This is a genomic window from Bradyrhizobium sp. Kon10, assembly GCF_055807395.1.
In genome coordinates this window covers 76,765-94,292 of the sequence record NZ_JBVVOZ010000023.1, presented here as the reverse complement: position 1 = coordinate 94,292, position 17,528 = coordinate 76,765, and the positions used below count along the sequence as shown (strand labels likewise).

Sequence of the window (17,528 nt, the reverse complement as noted above, 5' to 3'; positions counted from 1 at the left end):
TACCGCTTTTGCCAACCCGCGAAAAGTTTCATTCAGCGCGCGTCGGCCCTCAAGGCCGGTCCCAACTCGCAATGACGAGCTACCTGCAATTACGAGTTACCCGCAATGACGCGTTACTCAATCACCCTCGCCCGCAGATCCGCTTCCGGCACAAAGCACGCATCGTACTTGCCGAAGATGCGATAGCGGTTGCGCGCGATGAGGCCGTACACCGCGTTGCGCAACGGCTTCGGCACAGCAAGTAGCGCGCGTGTCCAACTCCATCCCGGCAGATGCGACAGCACCGTCAGCGCAGCGTCCGACTGCAAGAACGCCTCTCCGCGGTGAACCACTGCATTGGTGTCGGGATCATCGGGATCAATGCCGAACGTACGCGCCAGCCGCGCTCCATAGTCCGACTGGATCGGCGTGAATCGAAATCGCTTCGCCGTGTCGCGCTTGGCAATGAACCGCACCCAACGCGAGCAGAAGATACAGACGCCGTCGAACAGGATCACATCGTCATCGGGCCATTTGGGCATCAGCGGTTATCCAATATGAGCAATGCCACGAGCATCAGCACGATTGCCGGCCCCGTCTTCACCAGCGCGCCGAGCGGCTCGATCCAGAGGTCGGGCGTCAGGATCGCCGCGCGGGCCATATAGCCGAGCGATGCGACGATGCCCGCGACCAGGCCGATGGCTGCCGTACGACGAAAAGCGATCAGGACGCCAATGCCCATGTCCATCAGGCTGGTGCCAATGGTGATGGGATCGACCAGTGCCGGCGGAAAGCCGTGCGCGCTCAAAATGCCGGCGGCGGCGCGATAGGAGACGACCAGCGCGATAAAGCCTGAGACGAGCCAGAACGCCACCAGGCTCGCGATGATCAATGCCTTGATCAGGAACAGCCGTGCGAACCATTTGTCCTGGATGGAAGCGGGATGACGCCCAACTGCTTCAGCCAGCGTCTTTGGGGCAATGCCGGTGGCTGCGATCCACGTCGAGGGATCGCCCGTCACGCCGCGGCGCAGCTCGGCGATCGCGGTGGAGCGCATTGGCGGCATCCAGCCGAGAGAATTGGCGACGTCGCCGATTCTCGCGCCGAGATCGAGCATGAAGGATGGCATCGCGACGCGCGGCCAGCCGGCGGTGCCGAACGCACACCGGAACTGCTTGACGACGCCGGCCATCGTCATTGGTTCGGACTGCATCAGGTCCCAGCTCACGGCTTTCACGGATAGATCGTCGATGTCGCGCGCGACGAGCCAGGCAATGGTGGCAGCGATGTCCTCGACCGCAACAGGCTGGAACGGCGTCGCCATTTCGGCAGTCGGCAGGTCGAGCGGAAAAGCGGCGATCGCGCGCAGCATGGCGCTGCCGCCATAGGCCGATGGCGCGATCACGAAGCCGGGGCGCAGGATGGCGTGGGGAATGCGGGAGGCGGCGATCAGCCGCTCGGCCTCGCGCTTGGTCGTCGCGAATGCGGTGCGATCGTCCTGTGCGGTTCCGGGAATCGAGATGTGCACCAGCCGGATTGCCCGTCCGCTATCGCTCAAGGCCTTGAGCAGGCGTGCGACGAAATCGCGATGCACGGCGTTGGTGTCGCTGCCCGGCCCATCCTGAAGCACGCCGAGGCAGTTCACGACGATATCCACTGCGTGCTCCCGCAACAGGCGGGTCAGCGCGGCCGCATCGAGCGAGAGAATCGGCACCTCGAGATCAAGCGCGGTCATCTTCTGCGCCGGCGACAAGCGGCGTGCGAGACCGACCACACGAAAGCCCCGCGTGCGCAAATCGTCCGTGATGAAGCGACCGATCAGGCCGGAGGCGCCGAGCACGAGAATGGTGCGCTGGTTCATCACGTCTCTCAGATCGGTTTCGCGATCATCAGCCAGAGGATCAGCATCGTCGCGCCGAATCCGGGGAAGCCGAACGCGAACCAGCGGCGGAACAGGATGAAGTAGCGCTCCGGCAGCGCGACGTGCTGCTCGGCCGCGTTGCGCGCGAGATCGCGCATCTCGATCTGCATGAAGACGACGGGCACCCAGAACAGGCCTGCGATCACAAAGAGCGCGAGCGACGCCAGCAGCCATCGCTCCGTGATCGGCGTGGCCGAGAGCATCATCAGCAAACCGCCCGTGATCGGCTGCACGAGCACCGCCGACAGCGTGAAGATCGCATCGGCGATCACCACCACCGAAGCCGTGCGCGCGATGAACTCCGCATCGTGACTGCGATGCGCCATCAGCATGAAGAAGGCGATGCCGCTTCCGGTACCGAGGATGACGATGGCACCGAGCACATGCAGATATTTGACCAGGAAATACAGTGTCATGGCTTCTTCGCCAGCGGCGGCTTCAGCGCGCGGTCGAGCTCCAGGCTTGCGGCTTTGACGCCGGCCTCGGTCTCGATCATCCAATGGCCCTCGCTGCCCACCGCGGGCAACGCGCGGAAATCGACCTTTCCACCGCCGCTACGAAATGCGTCCGCCAGACTTCGCGAGAACGCCGGCGCAAAATAGCTGTCATTGTCCGCGACCAACCATGTGACGGGAACGCGCGCGGCTTTGCCGAATTCGGCCGCGGCCGCAAGCAGCGTATGCGGCGCACAGATCCGGTTCGCTTCATCGTTGGCGTGGCCGCCGCGCCCCGGTGCGAAGGCAATGATCGCGGAGATCGCCTTCGGATCGGCATTCGCGAGTGCCAGCGCACCCCAGCCGCCTGCGGAGTGTCCGAGCACGACCGCGGCGTCGCCGCGGACAAAATCCTGCTTCCGCAGATAGTCCAGCGCGAGCGAAATCTCCGCCGCGGTGGCGCGGCCGGAGCGGGCGTAATCAGCCTCGTCACAGCCGCCCTGGTCCTCCACATAGCGCCCGCCGGTCGCGCCATGGCCGAGCCGCTCGGGCACCAGCACGGCGAAACCGCGCGCGACGAGAAACGCGACGAGCGCGCGGTATTCCGGCTGCGGCATTTGTGCACGACGCAACACGTTCTGTGTCGTTGCATGCGCGATCACAGCGAGGCGAAACGGACCGGTGTCGGCGGGGCGAAACAGCAGCGCGTGCGCGGCAATATCGGTATCCGGGGATGGTACACGCCATTGTTGTCGCCGGAACGGCTCGCCTTCCTCTCCCGATGGCCCCAACGTGACCTGGGCGCGCAGCGGCGACGCAGCCAACAGGGATAGCAGAGGCAGGAGGGCGAGGATGTTGAGGAGCCGCATCAATTGCCGAAGGCGAACAGGGGGACGCAGTCAGACTGGTAGGAACGAATCATTCTGGACGGGCTTTCTGCGGTGCCGTGGCCGTTCATTCGTTGCCGCACCGCAGTTTTGCACCGGCGTACATCACACCATTGCCGTTCAAGGCAGCCGCTTGTCTTCTTTCGGTACAACATGGTTAAAATACTGATGCAGAAAGTCCACAGCTTAACCGATAATTAACGATAGGTCTTGCCGCCGGCGCGGCGACTTGGTTTGATCGCATCCATGAGCACAACCCTGATCGAGGTCCGGCCGGCCAAAGCTGCAGATGCAACTGCAGTGGCGTCCACCCATGACGAAGCATGGCGCTCGGCCTATCAGGGCATCATTCCCGGCGCCGAGCTGGAGAAGCTGATCAACCGCCGCGGTCCGCAGTGGTGGGACAGCGCGATCCGCAAGGGCAGCCGCGTCAGCGTGCTGGTGTTCGGCGACAAGATCGCGGGCTATGCCAATTACGGCCGCAACCGCGCCCGCAGCCTGCATTTCGACGGCGAGATCTACGAGCTTTACCTGCGTCCGGAATTCCAGGGCCTCGGCTTCGGCCGTCGCCTGTTTACCGCCGCGCGCCGCGACCTCATGCAGAGCAATCTGAAGAGCATGGTGGTGTGGGCGCTCTCGGACAACGACCCGGCGACCGAGTTCTACCGGGCGCTGGGTGGCCGCATGGTGGCGCGCTCCTCGGAGCGATTCGGGCCGAAATCGCTCGACAAGGTTGCCTTCGCCTGGACCAATTGAGCTGCTGAAAGCTTAACCGGCAGCGCTTCCATTCCGTCGATACCGTTGCCTTTTGAGCCGGTGATCGCTGGATTCATTATTTCACAAAAACGCGATGGAGTGGCGGGCCAAGCCCGCGTATGACAATGCCAAAATCGCTGCCGGGCGCGATTTAACCTCGGCAACAACGGAGCTTTTTGAATGCGTATCGATGCGGTCTCGATCGGAAAAAACACGCCACACGAAGTGAACGTCATCATCGAAGTGCCGGTGGGCGGTGAGCCGATCAAATACGAGATGGACAAGGAGGCGGGCACGCTGGTGGTCGACCGCTTCCTCTACACGCCGATGCGTTACCCCGGTAATTACGGATTCATCCCGCACACGCTGTCGGATGACGGCGACCCCTGCGACGTCCTGATCGTCAACACCCGCGCCATCATCCCGGGTGCCGTCATGAGCGTGCGTCCGGTCGGCGTGCTGTTCATGGAAGACGAAGCCGGCGGCGACGAGAAGATTCTGGCGGTGCCGTCGTCAAAGCTGACGCAGCGCTACGACAAGGTGAAGACCTATTCCGACCTGCCCGACATCACGCTGCAGCAGATCCAGCATTTCTTCGAGCACTACAAGGATCTCGAACCCGGCAAGTGGGTGAAGATATTGCGCTGGGGCGGCCCGGAAGATGCCCACAAGCTGATCCTCGAAGGCGTCGAGCGCGAGAAAAAGAAGGCATGAGTTTTCCGTAGCCCGGAGCCGATGACGGTACCTCTCCCTGCAAATCGCAGGGCCATCGCACATCGCCATTGGCCGACCTGAACGCGCGCCTCGTCCTTCGAGACGACCGCTCCGCGGTCTCCTCAGGATGAGGCTAAGCGGCAGTCGGAGCCCGTTGAAACTGCTGCCGCACACTCGGTCCTCATCCTGAGGGCCCGCCAAAGGCGGGCGTCTCGAAGGATGGCCACAGAGAAATCAGCCTTATATGCGATGGCTGCCGCAAGCGGGGCGAGGTAAACTACACCGCCGGCTTCGGCAGGCCTGCGATCGCGCAAGCCGCGCGCAGCGTGTTCACGAGCAGACAGGCGACCGTCATCTGGCCGACGCCGCCCGGCACCGGCGTGATCGCGCCGGCGACCTCGAGTGCTTCCTGAAAGGCGACGTCGCCGACGAGCCGCGTCTTGCCGTCGTCCCTTGGAATACGGCTGATGCCGACGTCGATCACGGTCGCGCCCGGCTTCAGCCAGTGGCCGCGCACCATCTCAGGTCTACCAACCGCCGCATAAACGAGATCGGCCTGCCTCACGAGCCCGGGCAAATCGCGTGAGCGCGAATGCGCGATGGTCACCGTCGCGTTCTCGTTCAACAACAACTGCACCAGCGGGCGGCCGACCAGATTGGAGCGGCCGATGACGATCGCGTTCATGCCTTCGAGCGAGCCATGCACGCTCTTGGTCAGTATGATGCAGCCGAGCGGCGTGCAGGGCGACAGCGCCTCGAAGCCGCCGGCAAGCCGCCCAGCATTGTTGGGATGCAGTCCGTCGACATCCTTGGCCGGATCGATGGCATTGACCACGGCCTCGGTGTCGAGGCCCTTGGGCAGGGGCAGCTGCACCAGAATGCCGTGCACGGCGGGATCGCGGTTGAGTTTTGCCACCAGCGCCAGCAGATCTGCCTGCGAGACCTCGGCGGGCAGCTTGTGCTCGAACGAGGCCATGCCGGCCGCCTGGGTCTGCGTGTGCTTGGAGCGGACATAGACCTCAGAGGCGGGATCGCTGCCGACCAGGACCACCGCGAGCCCCGGGATCAGATTGTGGTCACGCTTGACGCGGGCGACCTCATCGCCGACGCGGGCGCGAAGCTCAGCGGCAATGACTTTTCCATCGATGATCTTGGCCGCCATGTCAGTTCCCTATGCCTTCGATTTGGCCGGAGCAAGCTGGCGCAGCGCTTCGGCAAGCCGTGCCGGATCGCCCTCGACCGCGATCTGCTTCAGCCGTGACGTCGTCCCGGACAGGAGACTGACGCTGGCCTTGGGCACGCCGAGCGATTTCGCCAACAGCGCCAGCACCGCGCGATTGGCCTCGCCGCCATCAGCGATCGCCCGCACGCGCACCTTCAGGACGCTGCGGCCGTCGGAGAGCTGCTCGATCCCGTCGATGTCGTCACGCCCGCCGCGCGGTGTCACCCGCAACGCAATGCTGAGGCCCGTGGTGGAGGTGCGCCAAGGATCAGTCAAGGATCGCGGCTCCATCAACGCTCCATCACGGTTCCGCGTCTAGGGCACGTTGGGATAAACGTACTCGGCGAGATAGAGCTGGATCAGCCAAAGCACGAAGAACGCGACGATTGGAGACATGTCGAGGCCGCCCATGCTGGGCAGCCGGCGCCTGATAGGGCCGAGCACCGGTTCGGTGATCCGATAGAGAAATTCCGCGATCGCTCCGACAAACTGGTTGCGGGTATTCACGACGTTGAACGCGATCAACCAGGACAAAATCGCCGATGCGATCAGCAGGTAAATGTACAGATTGATGATCTGGATCAGGATGAAGACGATCGGGCGCATCAGCGAAACACTCTCTGGGCCTGTGCCGTGGGATGGTCATGGCTAGATACCGGTTCCCCCAAGCCCAAACAAGGGAAGTCGGCGCCAGGATGGCTAAAACCCCCTTACGCCCGTCCTTGACTTGACCTTGGCGGGGACTTAAATGGCGCCCGGTTGTCGGCCGCATTGACCAGAGCGGCCTACTACGGGGCCATAGCTCAGCTGGGAGAGCGCGTCGTTCGCAATGACGAGGTCGGCGGTTCGATCCCGCCTGGCTCCACCAGCCTTCGCGAGCTTCGGCTAGGCAAGCCAGCCAAGCTCCCTCGTAGCGAAGGGAGCGAAGGCTGCCCCGCCATAGCCCGCAGGGCGACGGCGGGCTCCATCCGAATTTCTCCTCCCTACCTCCCCGTAAACCTCGGCGGCCGCTTTTCCATGAAGCTTGCCACACCCTCCCGGAAATCACTGCCATTGAGCGCGACCAGCATCTCGCGATTGGCCTCGATGGTCGCCTCGCTGAGCGTCTGGAACGGCACCTCATAGAGCTGCCGCTTGATCACGGCCATCGCGCTCGGCGAGACGAAATCGGCGAGGTCGCGCGCATAGGCATAGGTCTCCTCGCGAAGTTTCTCCGGCGCACAGAGCCGGTTCACGAGCCCGATCCGCAACGCCTCCTCGCTTCCCACGCGCCGGGCCGAGAGCAGCAAATCCATCGCATTGGCATGGCCGACGATATGCGGCAGCATCCAGGAGATTCCATGCTCGGCGATAAGTCCGCGCCGTGCGAAGGCGGTCGTGAACACGGTGTTATCAGCGGCAAAGCGCAAATCGCAATAGAGCGCATGCACGAGACCGATGCCGGCGGTCGCGCCGTTGAGCATCGCGATGACCGGCTTTCCGATCGACGGATAGAAGCCATAGCGCGTCTGCCAGTCCGGCCGCCTGTTCATGTCGAACGGCGGCAGGTTCGAGGCGCGCCTGATGTCGTTTGGATCGAGCCCCTTCAGCGCATCCATGTCGGCGCCGGCGCAGAAGGCGCGGCCCGCGCCGGTCAGCACGATGACGCGGACATCAGCGTTCTTGCTTGACGCTTCCATCGCATGGCGTACGTCGCGCTCCATCACCGGCGTCCACGCATTCATTCGTTCGGGACGATTGAGCGTGATGGTCGCGATCTTGTCGCCGACGTCATAGAGAATGTGTTCATATTCCATGGCGCTCTCCCTGTTGTTTGCCGGCGTGTTCGCGCGCGCTCGTTGGCGGCAAGCCTAGCATATTCAGGGATGAGGCAAGGGCTTACGCGAAGACGCGATCACTCGGCGGCTTGCGCCAGCACCGGCCGGCGCGACAGCCAGCCATCGACGAAATGATCGAGCCAGGCGCGTTCTGCTACGTCATAGACGGCGCGGTCCGCGAAATGATGATGCCGCTGCCGTGCGCCGGGCGCGCTGAAGCCGTCATAGCCGCGCGTGGTCCAGCAATGCATCATCGCGTAGGTCACGTCGGGGTGAAACTGGAGGCCAAAGGCATTGCCGGTGCGAAACGCCTGCACCGGAAAATCATCGCCTTCCGCAAGCAGCTCCGCGCCGACCGGCAGCCCAAATCCCTCCCGATGCCAGTGATAGACCTGCGCCGGCCAGTTCGGGCAGAGCGTACGGCCCGCCGCGGTCGGGCGGATCGGGTAGTAGCCGATCTGGGTCAGCGCGGCCGGATGCGGCGCGACGCGGGCACCAAGCTGCATCGCGAGCATTTGCGCGCCAAGGCAGATGCCGAGGAACGGCCGTTGTTCGCGAAGCGGAATGTCGATCCAGTCGATCTCGCGGCGGATGTAGTCGTCGGAATCGTTGGCGCTCATTGGGCCGCCGAAAACGACGGCGCCGGCGTGCCGCTCGAGCGTGTCGGGCAGGGGATCGCCGAAGCGCGGCCTGCGGATGTCGAGGCGATGGCCGAGCGCGCGCAACGCATTGCCGACGCGGCCGGGCGTCGAGGATTCCTGGTGCAGGACGATGAGGACCGGCAGCCGGGCTTCAGGACTCGCAGCCGATGCGCCGAGGGCCCTTCGCTTCGGGAAAGGCACCAATTCTGCGCCACCAAACCTGTCCGTCCGGAACGACATTGCCTTTCCAGTTGCTCTCGCCAAGCGCTCTCGCCAAAGCGCTATCGGTTCAGACCGCCAGCATAACTAAGCGAAGGTTAATTTCGTGTGAGTTCGCGCACACAAGCTTCCCGATACGGAAAGCAAGCTCCGGGCCAATGCCGGCGCGCGGGCTTTCTTTAGTGCCTTTGCCTCTGAAACCAACTTGTGGCTGACAGGATGAAGCCGCGCGGGAATAAACGCAACGCGAACGGCACAAGCTTGATGCCAAGACCAGGCAGCACTGCCCGTTTGTTTGCCATCAGCCCACGATAGGCCTCGCGCGCAACATCGGCGGCGGAAACATTGAGGACGGCGGTATCGTGTCCGGAGCCAACGCCAGCGCGCGCCTGGAATTCGGTGGGCACCGGACCCGGGCAAAGCACGGTGACGCGAACGCCGTGTGGCGCGAGCTCCGCCCGCAACGCCTCGGTGAAGGAGATCACATACGCCTTGGAGGCGTAGTAAACCGCCATGCCGGGTCCGGGCAGAAAGCCGGCGACCGATCCGACATTGAGAAGGCCGCCCTTGTTCCTGATGAGTTGATCGGCGAAACGCAGCGACAGATCCGTCAGGGCCCGGACGTTGACATCGACGATGCCGACCTGCTCGGCGCGATCGCGCTCGATTGCATCGCCGAATACGCCGAAGCCGGCATTATTGACGAGATGATCGAGCTCGACACCTTCCGCGGCGAGCGCTGCCGCGATCTTTTCGCCAGCGTCCCCGTCCTGCAGATCGCACGCGATCACGATCGGCTTCTTGCCGCCCTTGGCGACGAGCTCGCTCGCAAGCGCCTCCAGCCGGTCCGCCCGTCGCGCCGTCAGCGCGAGACGGTGTCCATTCGCGGCGAACACACGCGCCAGCTCCGTACCTATGCCCGCCGACGCACCGGTGATCAACGTTACCCGCTCAGTCACGATCGAAGTCTCTTGAATTGAAGTTTTTTGGCCCCGTAATGGCTGGAACGAGAGCATAGGCCGCGCGGAACAGGCAAGCGGCGCTGGCAGCATGGCCGCCTGAGCGGGCAAAGGGGAGAGCGGGAAAAACTGCGGATTTACAGGGGAATCCGTAAAGCCAGGCGCGCGAGCGCTACATTAAAGTTTCGTCATGTGATCAGCACAACCGGCAATGCGCCGTGTTGGGACGGATCAGCCGCTGATGGCCCCGTCCTTGACCTGACCGCCGATGCGGTCCGCGACCGCATGCTTGAGATCGATCCGGTCGCGCTGGGCGATTCCGAGCAGGTCGGAGGCGCGCCAGACGACGTTGTCCTCGAACTCCGTGACCTGGCCGTCGGCATAGACCAGCTCCCACATCATCTGGACGATGCGCTTGCGACCCTGTTCGTCGAGCGAGCGCATGATGACGCTGGTGAAGTGATAGAGGTCGACCGCTTCGCCCTCGACCTGGGTCGCGTCCGCGATCAGCCGGTCGGCGGTGCCGCGATCGAGCCCGAAATGGCTCTCGATCAGGCTGTGCAGCTTGCGTTGCTCGGCCGGCGTCGGCTGGCCGTCCAGCGAAATCACGTGAACCAGCAGCGCCGTGGCCGCCAGCCGATAATCGCTTTCACCGAAGCTGCGCTCCCCGGCTTGAGGGGCAACAATCTCGGCGATGAACTGGCGCAGGCCGTCGAGCATAGGATCCTACCGAAATCGATGAAGCCGCCTGAGGCGCGGCCGCTACAAGCCATTATATGAGCGGGAAACTCGGATAGCGCAACGTGCGTCAGTTCCGCGCGTGCATTACGTTTCGGCAATCTGGGCAGATTGGTTGCCGCGCTCGACGGCGGGATTTGGCGCGAACCTCCCACTGCCGTCATTGCGAGCGGAGCGAAGCAATCCAGAATCTCTTCGCAGTGACCGTCTGGATTGCTCCGTCGCAAGGGCTCCTCGCAAGGACGGAGAATGTTGCGGCATCGCCCCATCCCCTTACGGTATCTCGTACACCACCATCTTGTCGGCGATGCCGCGCAGCGCCGCCTGTTTCTGGATCGGTGTGATCTCGCGCTGCTTGAGGATCTCGGCAACCGCGGGCTCATCCAGCACCGGGCTCGTGATGTGGATCTCCCGCGCCGTGGACAGGCTCTGCACGCGCGCCGCGATATTGACGGTCTGGCCGAAATAATCCTGCCGCTCGTTGAGCATCACCGCGAGGCACGGGCCCTCATGGATGCCGATCTTGACGATGAGATCGGCGGTGCCGCGCTTCTTATTGAGCTCGTCCATGGCCGCGCGCATCCGCAGGCCGGCGACGATCGCATGCTCGGGACGGACAAAGGTCGCCATCACGGCATCGCCGATCGTCTTCACCACCGCGCCCTTCTCGGACGAGATGATCTCGAGCAGCGCATGGAAATGCGCGCGCACGAGATCGAAGGCGGCGAGATCGCCGACCCGCTCGTAGAGCGCGGTCGAGCCTTTGAGGTCCGTGAACAGGAAGGTCAGCGAGGTGATCTGGAGCCGCTGGTCGAGACTGAGATTGTCCGCCTTGAAGACATCGCGAAAGGTCTGGTTCGACAGCATGCGCTTGGCGGTAAGGAACGGCTTGCGCTTGCCGATCAGGTGATGAAGCGCCTCGGCCGCGATGAACACCGCCGGCAGCACGCGCACGCCGGCCTGGTTCTCCAGCGACAGCCGCAGCGGGCCCGGCCGCAAGGTCGTGGTCCCGGTCGGAGCCTGAACCCTGTTGTACATGATGGCGAGCTGCTGGCGGTCCTTGGTCGGTTCGCCCTGGACGTCGATGAAATGGGCCGCGTGCGTCACCGGCTCGAAGATGATGATGAAGTCGTTCGGCAGTTGCAGCGACATGGTCGCCTTCTCGCCGGCCGGCAGCTCGAACGTATCCAGCGTCACCTCGTTGGCGAGCGTCGCAAACGAGTCCTTGTTGAAGTCGACGCCGGAACTCCAGAACACCTGCTTGAAATAGTCCCACACCGGAAGCGAGTTGGGGTCGTGCGCCGCGATGCGCCGCACGCGCGGATTCACCGTGAAGGAGACCTCGACCTGGTCGTCGACGGATGCCTTGTAACCGCAGGCGCACAGCGCACAATGATAGTCATCGGGCTTGAGTGCCTTCAGGGTCGAATGCGCCCCAAGCACGCCGCCGCAGCCCGGACACAGCACGTTCCAGCCGAGATCGAACAGCCCGAGCCGGGCCGAATGCAGGAAAGCGGAGATCGCCCGCTCTTCGTCCAGATTGTGCTGCCTGGAGAAGTCGAGAACGTTGACGCGGTTGAGCTCGTGATCCTCACCGTCCTCGATGAGGCGATGGATCGCGTTGACCACCTCGGCGTCGGCGGTCTGCTTCAGAACGGAAAGCTGGGCCTGGATGTCGCTCATGGCGTAACTCTATCTAGGATGGATCACGCCGTTGGCCAGACAATCGCCTGTCACCGACGCGTGATGCGGAACATGGGTGAGTGGTCCGGCTGGGTCGTGACGACGCCACATGGAATGACCGGATTGGCATCGACCAGCTCGACGCGGAACGCGCCGATCAGCCGGGCCAGGGCCAGGACCGATTCGGCTTGCGCAAACGGCGCGCCGATGCAGACGCGCGGGCCCGCACCGAACGGCAGATAGGCGAAGCGGTCCGGCGCTTCCGTGGACATGAAGCGTTTTGGAATGAATGCGTTCGGCTGATCCCACAATTTCTCGTGCCGGTGCAGGAGCCACGGCGCGATCATGATGACGTCGCCCTTGCCGACCGCAATGCCGGCCACATCGTCCTTGTCGCGCGCGGCCCGGGCGATCAGGAACGCCGGCGGATAGAGCCGCATGGTCTCGTCGATCACGGCGCGGGTGAATTTTTGGCGATCGATGTCGGCCATGCTGTCGAGGTGTTCGCCGCGGGTCTCGGAGGCGACCTCCTCCTGCGTGTCCGGATCGAGCGCGAGCAGATACAGCGCCCAGAACAACGCGGTTGCCGTGGTCTCGTGACCGGCGAGAATCATGGTCGCGACCTCGTCGACGAGCTGCGCGTCGGAAAAACCCTTGCCGGTTTCAGGGTCGCGCGCCTGGTCCATGAGATCGAACAGATCCTGCGGCGGCGCGCCGTCCTTCTTGCCCGCCGCACGCCGCTCGGCGATCAGCATCGCGACAAAGTCGGTCCAGCGCTTGCGAAAGCGGGCACGGGCACGATCCATCGGGGTCGGCCAGGACACCGGCAGCAGCATGTCGAGGAAATAGGGCCGGCCCAGGCGCTCGCCATATTCCGTGACGAAGTTGCGCAGGGTCGGGCCGTGCCGGTCCATGCCGAAGGAGAACATCGTGCGTCCGGCGATCTCGAGCGTCATGCGCTGCATGATCTCGCGCAGATCGACGGCCTCGCCGGTTTGCGCGTCGAGTTTCGCAATGGTCTCGTCGAGCACCGCCGTCATGTGCGGGACCAGGTTTGCCGTGGCACGCGGCGTGAAGGCGGGCGCCAGCGTCCGGCGCTGAAACGTCCAGGCGTGGCCCTCCGCGATCAGGAGACCTTCGCCGAGCACGGGGCGCAGCATGCGGATGCCGGCGGGCGTGCGCGTGTAGTTCTCGTAGTTGCTGAGAAGGACATGCCGGATCGCGTCCGGGCGGTTCAGGATGAAGCTCTTGTGCAGGAAGAAGCGGCCCTGGATGATCTCTTCCTCATAGGCGCGCTGGCCCCAGGTCGCGATCATGTTCTGCCTGATCACCGCCAGCCGGCCGAAGAACGACATGTCGTCCGGTGCGCGCGGCGGGCTGGGAGGAACGATGGGCCGACGCACGCTGGCGATGTTCATGGCTCTCTCCCGCAGCTATCTTCGCAGTCAAGGCTTGCAGCTCAACAGCTAATAAGTCAGCTCGGCAATCGCAATCCTGTTCTCGGAGGCAGGCCAGACGCGTGTCACAATTCGTTCTTCGTTGAATTGGGCCACGACGCTACGCCCGACCTCGCTGGCCGGAAAGCGCAGGGTTGCTGTCGAATCCGTGGGCACGCCCGACTTGACGTCGGCGGGCTCATGGCCGTCGAACAGAACGGTGTCGCGCGGCAGGCCGAAATAGCCCCGCGGACGCGACATGATCATGACCGATCCGGCATCCTTGTCCGCCGGCCCGAACGGGCGCGCGGCACGTAAATGCACGACGTCGGAGGAGCGCGGGAACGGCGAGCGATAGAGGTGCGTCGTCGGCGCGTCCGGCGAGGTCACGACGATTTCGAGCGGCGAGGTGGGCTCGACCTCGGCCGGCCCCCAGCGGCCATCGGCCGCGGTGGTCGAGCGGTAGACCGCATCGCCCTTGCGCTCGCCGGTTTCGCGATCAACCTGGAATACCTCGACCGTTGCGCCCGCGACCGGGCGATTGGTCGGCACGCCGCCCGGCGTGCCCGTGACCAATCCGCTGAGGCGGACGCTCCGTTCCGGCACGATCGCAATGCGCGATGGCTCGCGGCCGGCGATGAATTTGTAGATCTCGCGGAAGGCGCGCAGGTGATACGCCGTCTCGCGATGGTCGATCGCGCCGAGCACGAGATTGGTCGCGCCCTTCAGTTCGGGCCCCTCGGCGGTGATGCCGGTCGGCACGCCGGGCTTGCCCAAGAAGCGACCGTCGGACTGCGCGTATTTGTCCATGCCGTCGCTGCGTATGGTGAGGAAAGCCGTGCCCGGCGTCACCTCGCTGTCGCCCTCGTTCAGGCCGCGCAAGAAGGCGCCGCGTCCGTTGAACTCGCTGCCGAGCAGATCATCGAACGCGAAGACCCCGTGATTGGGCGTGCCGCACACGACCGCGTGGCTGACATCGCCTCCGCCGCCGTTCTTGACGACGTTGCGGATGGCGTAGCCGCCGCGCGAATTGCCGACCAGCGCCACACGCGCCGCACCGGTGCGGCGCTTCAATTCGGCGATGGCGGCGGCCAGCTCACGGCGCTGGTCCTCGGTGGACGAACGGTCGGCCTGCTCGACCGTATCGTCGGTGCGTGCGTTGGGATTGGTGAAGTTGATCGCCATCATGCGATCATGCGCAATGCCGTTGGATTCCATCCGCCAAAGCGTCGTGATCCAGAGCGCGTCGTAGTCGCCGTTGCCGTGGACGAACAGGATGGGCGGCACCTCGGACCCTCCGGCCGCGGACGACGTTTGCGCCCGTGCATCCATCCGGAAGTTCGCAACCGCGAAAGCCAGGCCACCTGCACCTTGCAGGATCGTCCGTCGTGATAGCTTCATCTGTTCCTCACCGGTAAAACCACGTCTTTGCACCGCTTATAGCGGCCTAACCACTGGACAGAGAAGGACTTTCGCAGGCATCACTGCAGGCGCCGGAATCATTTAAGCCATTTCTGCCGGAAGATTTGGAAGGGGATATGACCGAGCAGCCGAAACGCCAGAAAGTGACCGCCGAGGGCATCACCGCGCCTTTGCAGTACACGATATTCCGGCGCATCTGGCTCGCCAGCCTGCTGTCCAATCTGGGCCTGCTGATCCAGGGCGTGGGCGCAGCCTGGGCGATGACACAGATGGCGGCTTCCGCCGACAAGGTGGCGCTGGTGCAGACCGCATTGATGCTGCCGATCATGCTGATCTCGATGCCCGCCGGCGCCATCGCCGATATGTACGATCGCCGCATCGTCACGCTGATCGCGCTGTCGATCGCGCTGACCGGCGCGACCGCGCTGACGCTGCTCGCCTGGTTCCAGCTCATCAGCCCGGGAACGCTGCTGGCGTTCTGCTTCATCGTCGGCAGCGGCAACGCGCTGTTTGGGCCTGCCTGGCAATCCTCGGTCAGCGAGCAGGTGCCGCCGGATGCGCTGCCCTCGGCGGTGGCGTTGAACGGCATCAGCTATAACATCGCGCGCAGTTTTGGTCCGGCGATCGGCGGTGTCATCGTCGCCTCTGCCGGCGCGGTCGCTGCGTTTGCCTGCAATGCGATCCTCTATTTGCCGCTGCTGGTGGTCTTGCTGTTGTGGCGGCGCAGCACCGAGCCCTCGCGTCTGCCGCGGGAAAAGCTCAACCGCGCCATGGTCTCGGGCTTCCGTTACATCACCAATTCGCCGCCGATCAAGATCGTGCTGTTGCGTACGCTGGTGATGGGCCTGTGCGGCGGCGCCGTGATGGCGCTGATGCCGCTGGTCGCGCGCGACCTGCTGCACGGCGGCGCGCAGACCTACGGTATCATGCTGGGCGCCTTCGGCATGGGCGCCGTCGTGGGCGCGCTCAACATCCACGAGCTGCGCAAGCGCATGAGCGGCGAATCCGCGATCCGCGCCTGCACGATCTCGATGGCGTTCGCGATGGGTGCGCTTGCCTTGAGCACCGAACCCGTGCTCACGGCGGCGGCGCTTGTGCTGGCCGGGGCGGTCTGGATGGCGGCCGTCGCGCTGTTCAATATCGGCGTGCAGCTCTCGGCGCCGCGCTGGGTCGCGGGACGATCGCTCGCGGCGTTCCAGGCTTCGATTTCGGGCGGCATTGCGATCGGTGCCTGGGGCTGGGGCCATCTCACCGATTATGCCGGCGTCGAGGTCGCGCTGCTGGTCGCAGCCGGACTGATGCTGATCTCGCCGCTGCTGGGCATCTGGCTGGCGATGCCGCGCGTCGGCGCCCGCAACGAGGACGCCGAGGTGCTGGCCGATCCGGAAGTCAAGCTATCGCTGACCGGACGCAGCGGGCCGCTGGTGGTCGAGATCGAATATCGCGTCAGCCAGGAGAACGCGCGCCCGTTCCACAACGTGATGCAGGACGTGCAGCTCTCCAGACAGCGCAACGGCGCCTATGGCTGGTCGATCGCGCGCGACATCGCCGACCCCGAATTGTGGACCGAGCGCTATCACTGTCCGACCTGGTTCGATTATTTGCGCCAGCGCAACCGCTCGACACAGTCGGAACGCGCGTTGCACCAGGGAGCGATCGATTTCCATATCGGCCCCGATCCGGTGCGGATCCGCCGTATGCTGGAGCGTCCGTTCGGCTCGGTGCGCTGGAAGGAAGAGACACCGGATCGTGCGGGTGCCGAGGTGCTGCCGGTGGTCGCGACCGCGGCGGGGAGCAGTACGTAGCAGTCAAACACTCTGCCGTCGTCCCGGCGAAGGCCGGGACCCATAGCCACAAGCGGAAGTTTGGCGAAAACTCGAAGTTGCGATCGCGCCCGGTACAGCTCGCCGCGCCTTATCGATGCATCACGGGGTATGGGTCCCGGCCTTCGCCGGGACGACAATGACAATTACTGCCCGTGATCCGTCAGCACCTTGTCGCAGGCCTTGGTCAGGCGGGCGCGATGCTCTTTCAGGCAGGCGAGCACGGCGCCGTCGCCATTGTTCATGACGGCGCGACAGAAGCGCGTGACATCGCGCGCGCAGGCGTCGTGACCGGGCTGCTGCGCGGAGGCGCTGGCTGTAAACAGTAGCAACGGAAAAAGAAAAGCTGATCTGGTCATCGCGTAATGCCTCTTGCCCGGAGCAATGTGCGGGCGAAGCTAGAGCGGCGATGCCGGAGCCGCAACGGCTTTATTGACAGGGCGCATCGGCGCGCCGGATGGCCCCGGCATCACGCCGGGGCACATTGCTCGGGAGCTCAACGGGATCAGTTGCTCGCGCCTTACTGACCGCTCTGGGCGTCAGCGACCTTGCGCGACGCGCCCTTGGCGAGATCCTTGTCCATCACCGCGCGGCAGCCGGCGCTCAGGTCGGAGCGGTGCTGCACCATGCATGCAGTGATCTTCGGGATGTTGGGGATCTCCGACGAGCAAAGGCGGAAGGCATCGCTGGTGCACATCTGCTGCGCTTCGGCCGAGAAGGCGAAGCTCGAGCTGGTCGACGCGATCGAGACGATCGCCGCAAAGCCCAGGGCCAGGCTGGTGTCGCGGATCTTGGCAGAGAAGGACTTGGTCATTTGAAGCTCCCATTAGCACCGCCGAAGCGGGCCCGTTGTTGATGGGAGCTACAATGCTCCAGC

General features: G+C 64.3%; 19 protein-coding genes and 1 tRNA gene. 4 read left to right on the top strand and 16 right to left on the bottom strand.

Annotation, left to right across the window (positions count from 1 at the left end; translation table 11 throughout):
- Window positions 1-113 precede the first annotated feature (113 nt).
- From AC0L2O_RS26645 to AC0L2O_RS26630, 4 genes are read right to left on the bottom strand one after another with little or no spacing between them, the layout of a single operon-like run.
- Window positions 114-521: a thiol-disulfide oxidoreductase DCC family protein gene (locus AC0L2O_RS26645; protein ID WP_473371796.1), complete on the bottom strand. Its 408-nt coding sequence runs from the start codon at window positions 519-521 to the stop codon at window positions 114-116.
- Window positions 521-1,840 carry an SDR family oxidoreductase gene (locus AC0L2O_RS26640; RefSeq protein WP_473371795.1) on the bottom strand — a complete coding sequence of 440 codons (1,320 nt, stop codon included), beginning with the start codon at window positions 1,838-1,840 and terminating at the stop codon, window positions 521-523. Before AC0L2O_RS26640 ends, AC0L2O_RS26645 begins: the two co-directional genes overlap by 1 nt.
- A gap of 8 nt (window positions 1,841-1,848) precedes the next feature.
- Window positions 1,849-2,316 carry a DUF2269 family protein gene (locus tag AC0L2O_RS26635; protein WP_473371794.1) on the bottom strand — a complete coding sequence of 156 codons (468 nt, stop codon included), beginning with the start codon at window positions 2,314-2,316 and terminating at the stop codon, window positions 1,849-1,851.
- Window positions 2,313-3,203 (bottom strand): alpha/beta hydrolase family protein, encoded by an 891-nt coding sequence (locus tag AC0L2O_RS26630; RefSeq protein ID WP_473371793.1) that lies wholly within the window; start codon window positions 3,201-3,203, stop codon window positions 2,313-2,315. The genes AC0L2O_RS26635 and AC0L2O_RS26630 overlap by 4 nt, the downstream gene beginning before the upstream one ends.
- A 264-nt stretch (window positions 3,204-3,467) precedes the next feature.
- Here AC0L2O_RS26630 and AC0L2O_RS26625 point away from each other — a divergent pair, with 264 nt between their 5' ends.
- Both AC0L2O_RS26625 and ppa read left to right on the top strand, forming a co-directional pair.
- Window positions 3,468-3,977, top strand: coding sequence for a GNAT family N-acetyltransferase (locus tag AC0L2O_RS26625; protein ID WP_027533231.1), 510 nt, complete (start codon window positions 3,468-3,470; stop codon window positions 3,975-3,977).
- A 180-nt stretch (window positions 3,978-4,157) separates the two neighbouring features.
- The gene (ppa, locus tag AC0L2O_RS26620; protein ID WP_369720036.1) at window positions 4,158-4,691 is read left to right on the top strand and encodes an inorganic diphosphatase; all 534 of its coding nucleotides are present in this window, start codon (window positions 4,158-4,160) and stop codon (window positions 4,689-4,691) included.
- Window positions 4,692-4,968: 277 nt separating this feature from the next.
- Here the strand turns inward: ppa and folD are convergent, their stop codons facing one another.
- Genes folD through AC0L2O_RS26605 form a run of 3 tightly spaced genes read right to left on the bottom strand, consistent with a single transcriptional unit; the run spans window position 4,969 to window position 6,519 of the window.
- Window positions 4,969-5,853: a bifunctional methylenetetrahydrofolate dehydrogenase/methenyltetrahydrofolate cyclohydrolase FolD gene (folD, locus tag AC0L2O_RS26615; RefSeq protein WP_473371792.1), complete on the bottom strand. Its 885-nt coding sequence runs from the start codon at window positions 5,851-5,853 to the stop codon at window positions 4,969-4,971.
- Window positions 5,854-5,862: 9 nt separating this feature from the next.
- The gene (locus tag AC0L2O_RS26610; protein ID WP_473371791.1) at window positions 5,863-6,189 is read right to left on the bottom strand and encodes a DUF167 domain-containing protein; all 327 of its coding nucleotides are present in this window, start codon (window positions 6,187-6,189) and stop codon (window positions 5,863-5,865) included.
- 39 nt (window positions 6,190-6,228) lie between these two features.
- Entirely contained in the window at window positions 6,229-6,519 is a 291-nt protein-coding gene (locus AC0L2O_RS26605) for a YggT family protein (RefSeq protein ID WP_092232626.1), read from the bottom strand.
- Between the two features lie 186 nt (window positions 6,520-6,705).
- On the opposite strand from AC0L2O_RS26605, the gene AC0L2O_RS26600 reads away from it, so the two are divergent.
- A tRNA-Ala gene (locus tag AC0L2O_RS26600) sits at window positions 6,706-6,781 on the top strand.
- Window positions 6,782-6,896: 115 nt separating this feature from the next.
- On the opposite strand, the gene AC0L2O_RS26595 is transcribed toward AC0L2O_RS26600, so the two are convergent.
- The 7 genes from AC0L2O_RS26595 to AC0L2O_RS26565 all read right to left on the bottom strand — a co-directional run bounded on the left by AC0L2O_RS26595 (window position 6,897) and on the right by AC0L2O_RS26565 (window position 14,807).
- Window positions 6,897-7,709, bottom strand: coding sequence for an enoyl-CoA hydratase (locus AC0L2O_RS26595; protein WP_473371790.1), 813 nt, complete (start codon window positions 7,707-7,709; stop codon window positions 6,897-6,899).
- A gap of 98 nt (window positions 7,710-7,807) precedes the next feature.
- Window positions 7,808-8,611 (bottom strand): glutamine amidotransferase, encoded by an 804-nt coding sequence (locus AC0L2O_RS26590; RefSeq protein ID WP_473371789.1) that lies wholly within the window; start codon window positions 8,609-8,611, stop codon window positions 7,808-7,810.
- Window positions 8,612-8,769: 158 nt separating this feature from the next.
- Window positions 8,770-9,549: an SDR family NAD(P)-dependent oxidoreductase gene (locus AC0L2O_RS26585; RefSeq protein WP_473371788.1), complete on the bottom strand. Its 780-nt coding sequence runs from the start codon at window positions 9,547-9,549 to the stop codon at window positions 8,770-8,772.
- Between the two features lie 231 nt (window positions 9,550-9,780).
- The gene (locus AC0L2O_RS26580) at window positions 9,781-10,269 is read right to left on the bottom strand and encodes a tellurite resistance TerB family protein (protein WP_409191231.1); all 489 of its coding nucleotides are present in this window, start codon (window positions 10,267-10,269) and stop codon (window positions 9,781-9,783) included.
- A gap of 291 nt (window positions 10,270-10,560) precedes the next feature.
- Window positions 10,561-11,970, bottom strand: coding sequence for an adenylate/guanylate cyclase domain-containing protein (locus AC0L2O_RS26575; RefSeq protein ID WP_369720043.1), 1,410 nt, complete (start codon window positions 11,968-11,970; stop codon window positions 10,561-10,563).
- Between the two features lie 50 nt (window positions 11,971-12,020).
- Entirely contained in the window at window positions 12,021-13,388 is a 1,368-nt protein-coding gene (locus AC0L2O_RS26570) for a cytochrome P450 (protein ID WP_473371787.1), read from the bottom strand.
- 48 nt (window positions 13,389-13,436) lie between these two features.
- Window positions 13,437-14,807 carry a hydrolase gene (locus AC0L2O_RS26565; RefSeq protein WP_473371786.1) on the bottom strand — a complete coding sequence of 457 codons (1,371 nt, stop codon included), beginning with the start codon at window positions 14,805-14,807 and terminating at the stop codon, window positions 13,437-13,439.
- 137 nt (window positions 14,808-14,944) lie between these two features.
- Here AC0L2O_RS26565 and AC0L2O_RS26560 point away from each other — a divergent pair, with 137 nt between their 5' ends.
- Entirely contained in the window at window positions 14,945-16,633 is a 1,689-nt protein-coding gene (locus AC0L2O_RS26560; protein WP_473371785.1) for an MFS transporter, read from the top strand.
- Between the two features lie 164 nt (window positions 16,634-16,797).
- Here AC0L2O_RS26560 and AC0L2O_RS26555 read toward each other — a convergent pair whose 3' ends face one another.
- Window positions 16,798-17,010 carry a cysteine rich repeat-containing protein gene (locus AC0L2O_RS26555; protein WP_369720047.1) on the bottom strand — a complete coding sequence of 71 codons (213 nt, stop codon included), beginning with the start codon at window positions 17,008-17,010 and terminating at the stop codon, window positions 16,798-16,800.
- Between the two features lie 161 nt (window positions 17,011-17,171).
- Window positions 17,172-17,465, bottom strand: a complete 294-nt coding sequence (locus AC0L2O_RS26550) for a hypothetical protein (protein WP_409191236.1) — start codon at window positions 17,463-17,465, stop codon at window positions 17,172-17,174.
- Window positions 17,466-17,528 lie beyond the last annotated feature (63 nt).

Bases quoted from the DNA above. Each gene is read 5' to 3' on its own strand.
- AC0L2O_RS26595 (WP_473371790.1), bottom strand. From the start codon at position 7,709: ATGGAATATGAACACATTCTCTATGACGTCGGCGACAAGATCGCGACC.
- AC0L2O_RS26565 (WP_473371786.1), bottom strand. From the start codon at position 14,807: ATGAAGCTATCACGACGGACGATCCTGCAAGGTGCAGGTGGCCTGGCT.
- AC0L2O_RS26560 (WP_473371785.1), top strand. From the start codon at position 14,945: ATGACCGAGCAGCCGAAACGCCAGAAAGTGACCGCCGAGGGCATCACC.
- AC0L2O_RS26645 (WP_473371796.1), bottom strand. From the start codon at position 521: ATGCCCAAATGGCCCGATGACGATGTGATCCTGTTCGACGGCGTCTGT.
- ppa (WP_369720036.1), top strand. From the start codon at position 4,158: ATGCGTATCGATGCGGTCTCGATCGGAAAAAACACGCCACACGAAGTG.
- AC0L2O_RS26570 (WP_473371787.1), bottom strand. From the start codon at position 13,388: ATGAACATCGCCAGCGTGCGTCGGCCCATCGTTCCTCCCAGCCCGCCG.
- AC0L2O_RS26635 (WP_473371794.1), bottom strand. From the start codon at position 2,316: ATGACACTGTATTTCCTGGTCAAATATCTGCATGTGCTCGGTGCCATC.
- AC0L2O_RS26575 (WP_369720043.1), bottom strand. From the start codon at position 11,970: ATGAGCGACATCCAGGCCCAGCTTTCCGTTCTGAAGCAGACCGCCGAC.
- AC0L2O_RS26605 (WP_092232626.1), bottom strand. From the start codon at position 6,519: ATGCGCCCGATCGTCTTCATCCTGATCCAGATCATCAATCTGTACATT.
- AC0L2O_RS26580 (WP_409191231.1), bottom strand. From the start codon at position 10,269: ATGCTCGACGGCCTGCGCCAGTTCATCGCCGAGATTGTTGCCCCTCAA.
- AC0L2O_RS26625 (WP_027533231.1), top strand. From the start codon at position 3,468: ATGAGCACAACCCTGATCGAGGTCCGGCCGGCCAAAGCTGCAGATGCA.
- AC0L2O_RS26630 (WP_473371793.1), bottom strand. From the start codon at position 3,203: ATGCGGCTCCTCAACATCCTCGCCCTCCTGCCTCTGCTATCCCTGTTG.
- AC0L2O_RS26640 (WP_473371795.1), bottom strand. From the start codon at position 1,840: ATGAACCAGCGCACCATTCTCGTGCTCGGCGCCTCCGGCCTGATCGGT.
- AC0L2O_RS26550 (WP_409191236.1), bottom strand. From the start codon at position 17,465: ATGACCAAGTCCTTCTCTGCCAAGATCCGCGACACCAGCCTGGCCCTG.
- folD (WP_473371792.1), bottom strand. From the start codon at position 5,853: ATGGCGGCCAAGATCATCGATGGAAAAGTCATTGCCGCTGAGCTTCGC.
- AC0L2O_RS26555 (WP_369720047.1), bottom strand. From the start codon at position 17,010: ATGACCAGATCAGCTTTTCTTTTTCCGTTGCTACTGTTTACAGCCAGC.
- AC0L2O_RS26590 (WP_473371789.1), bottom strand. From the start codon at position 8,611: ATGTCGTTCCGGACGGACAGGTTTGGTGGCGCAGAATTGGTGCCTTTC.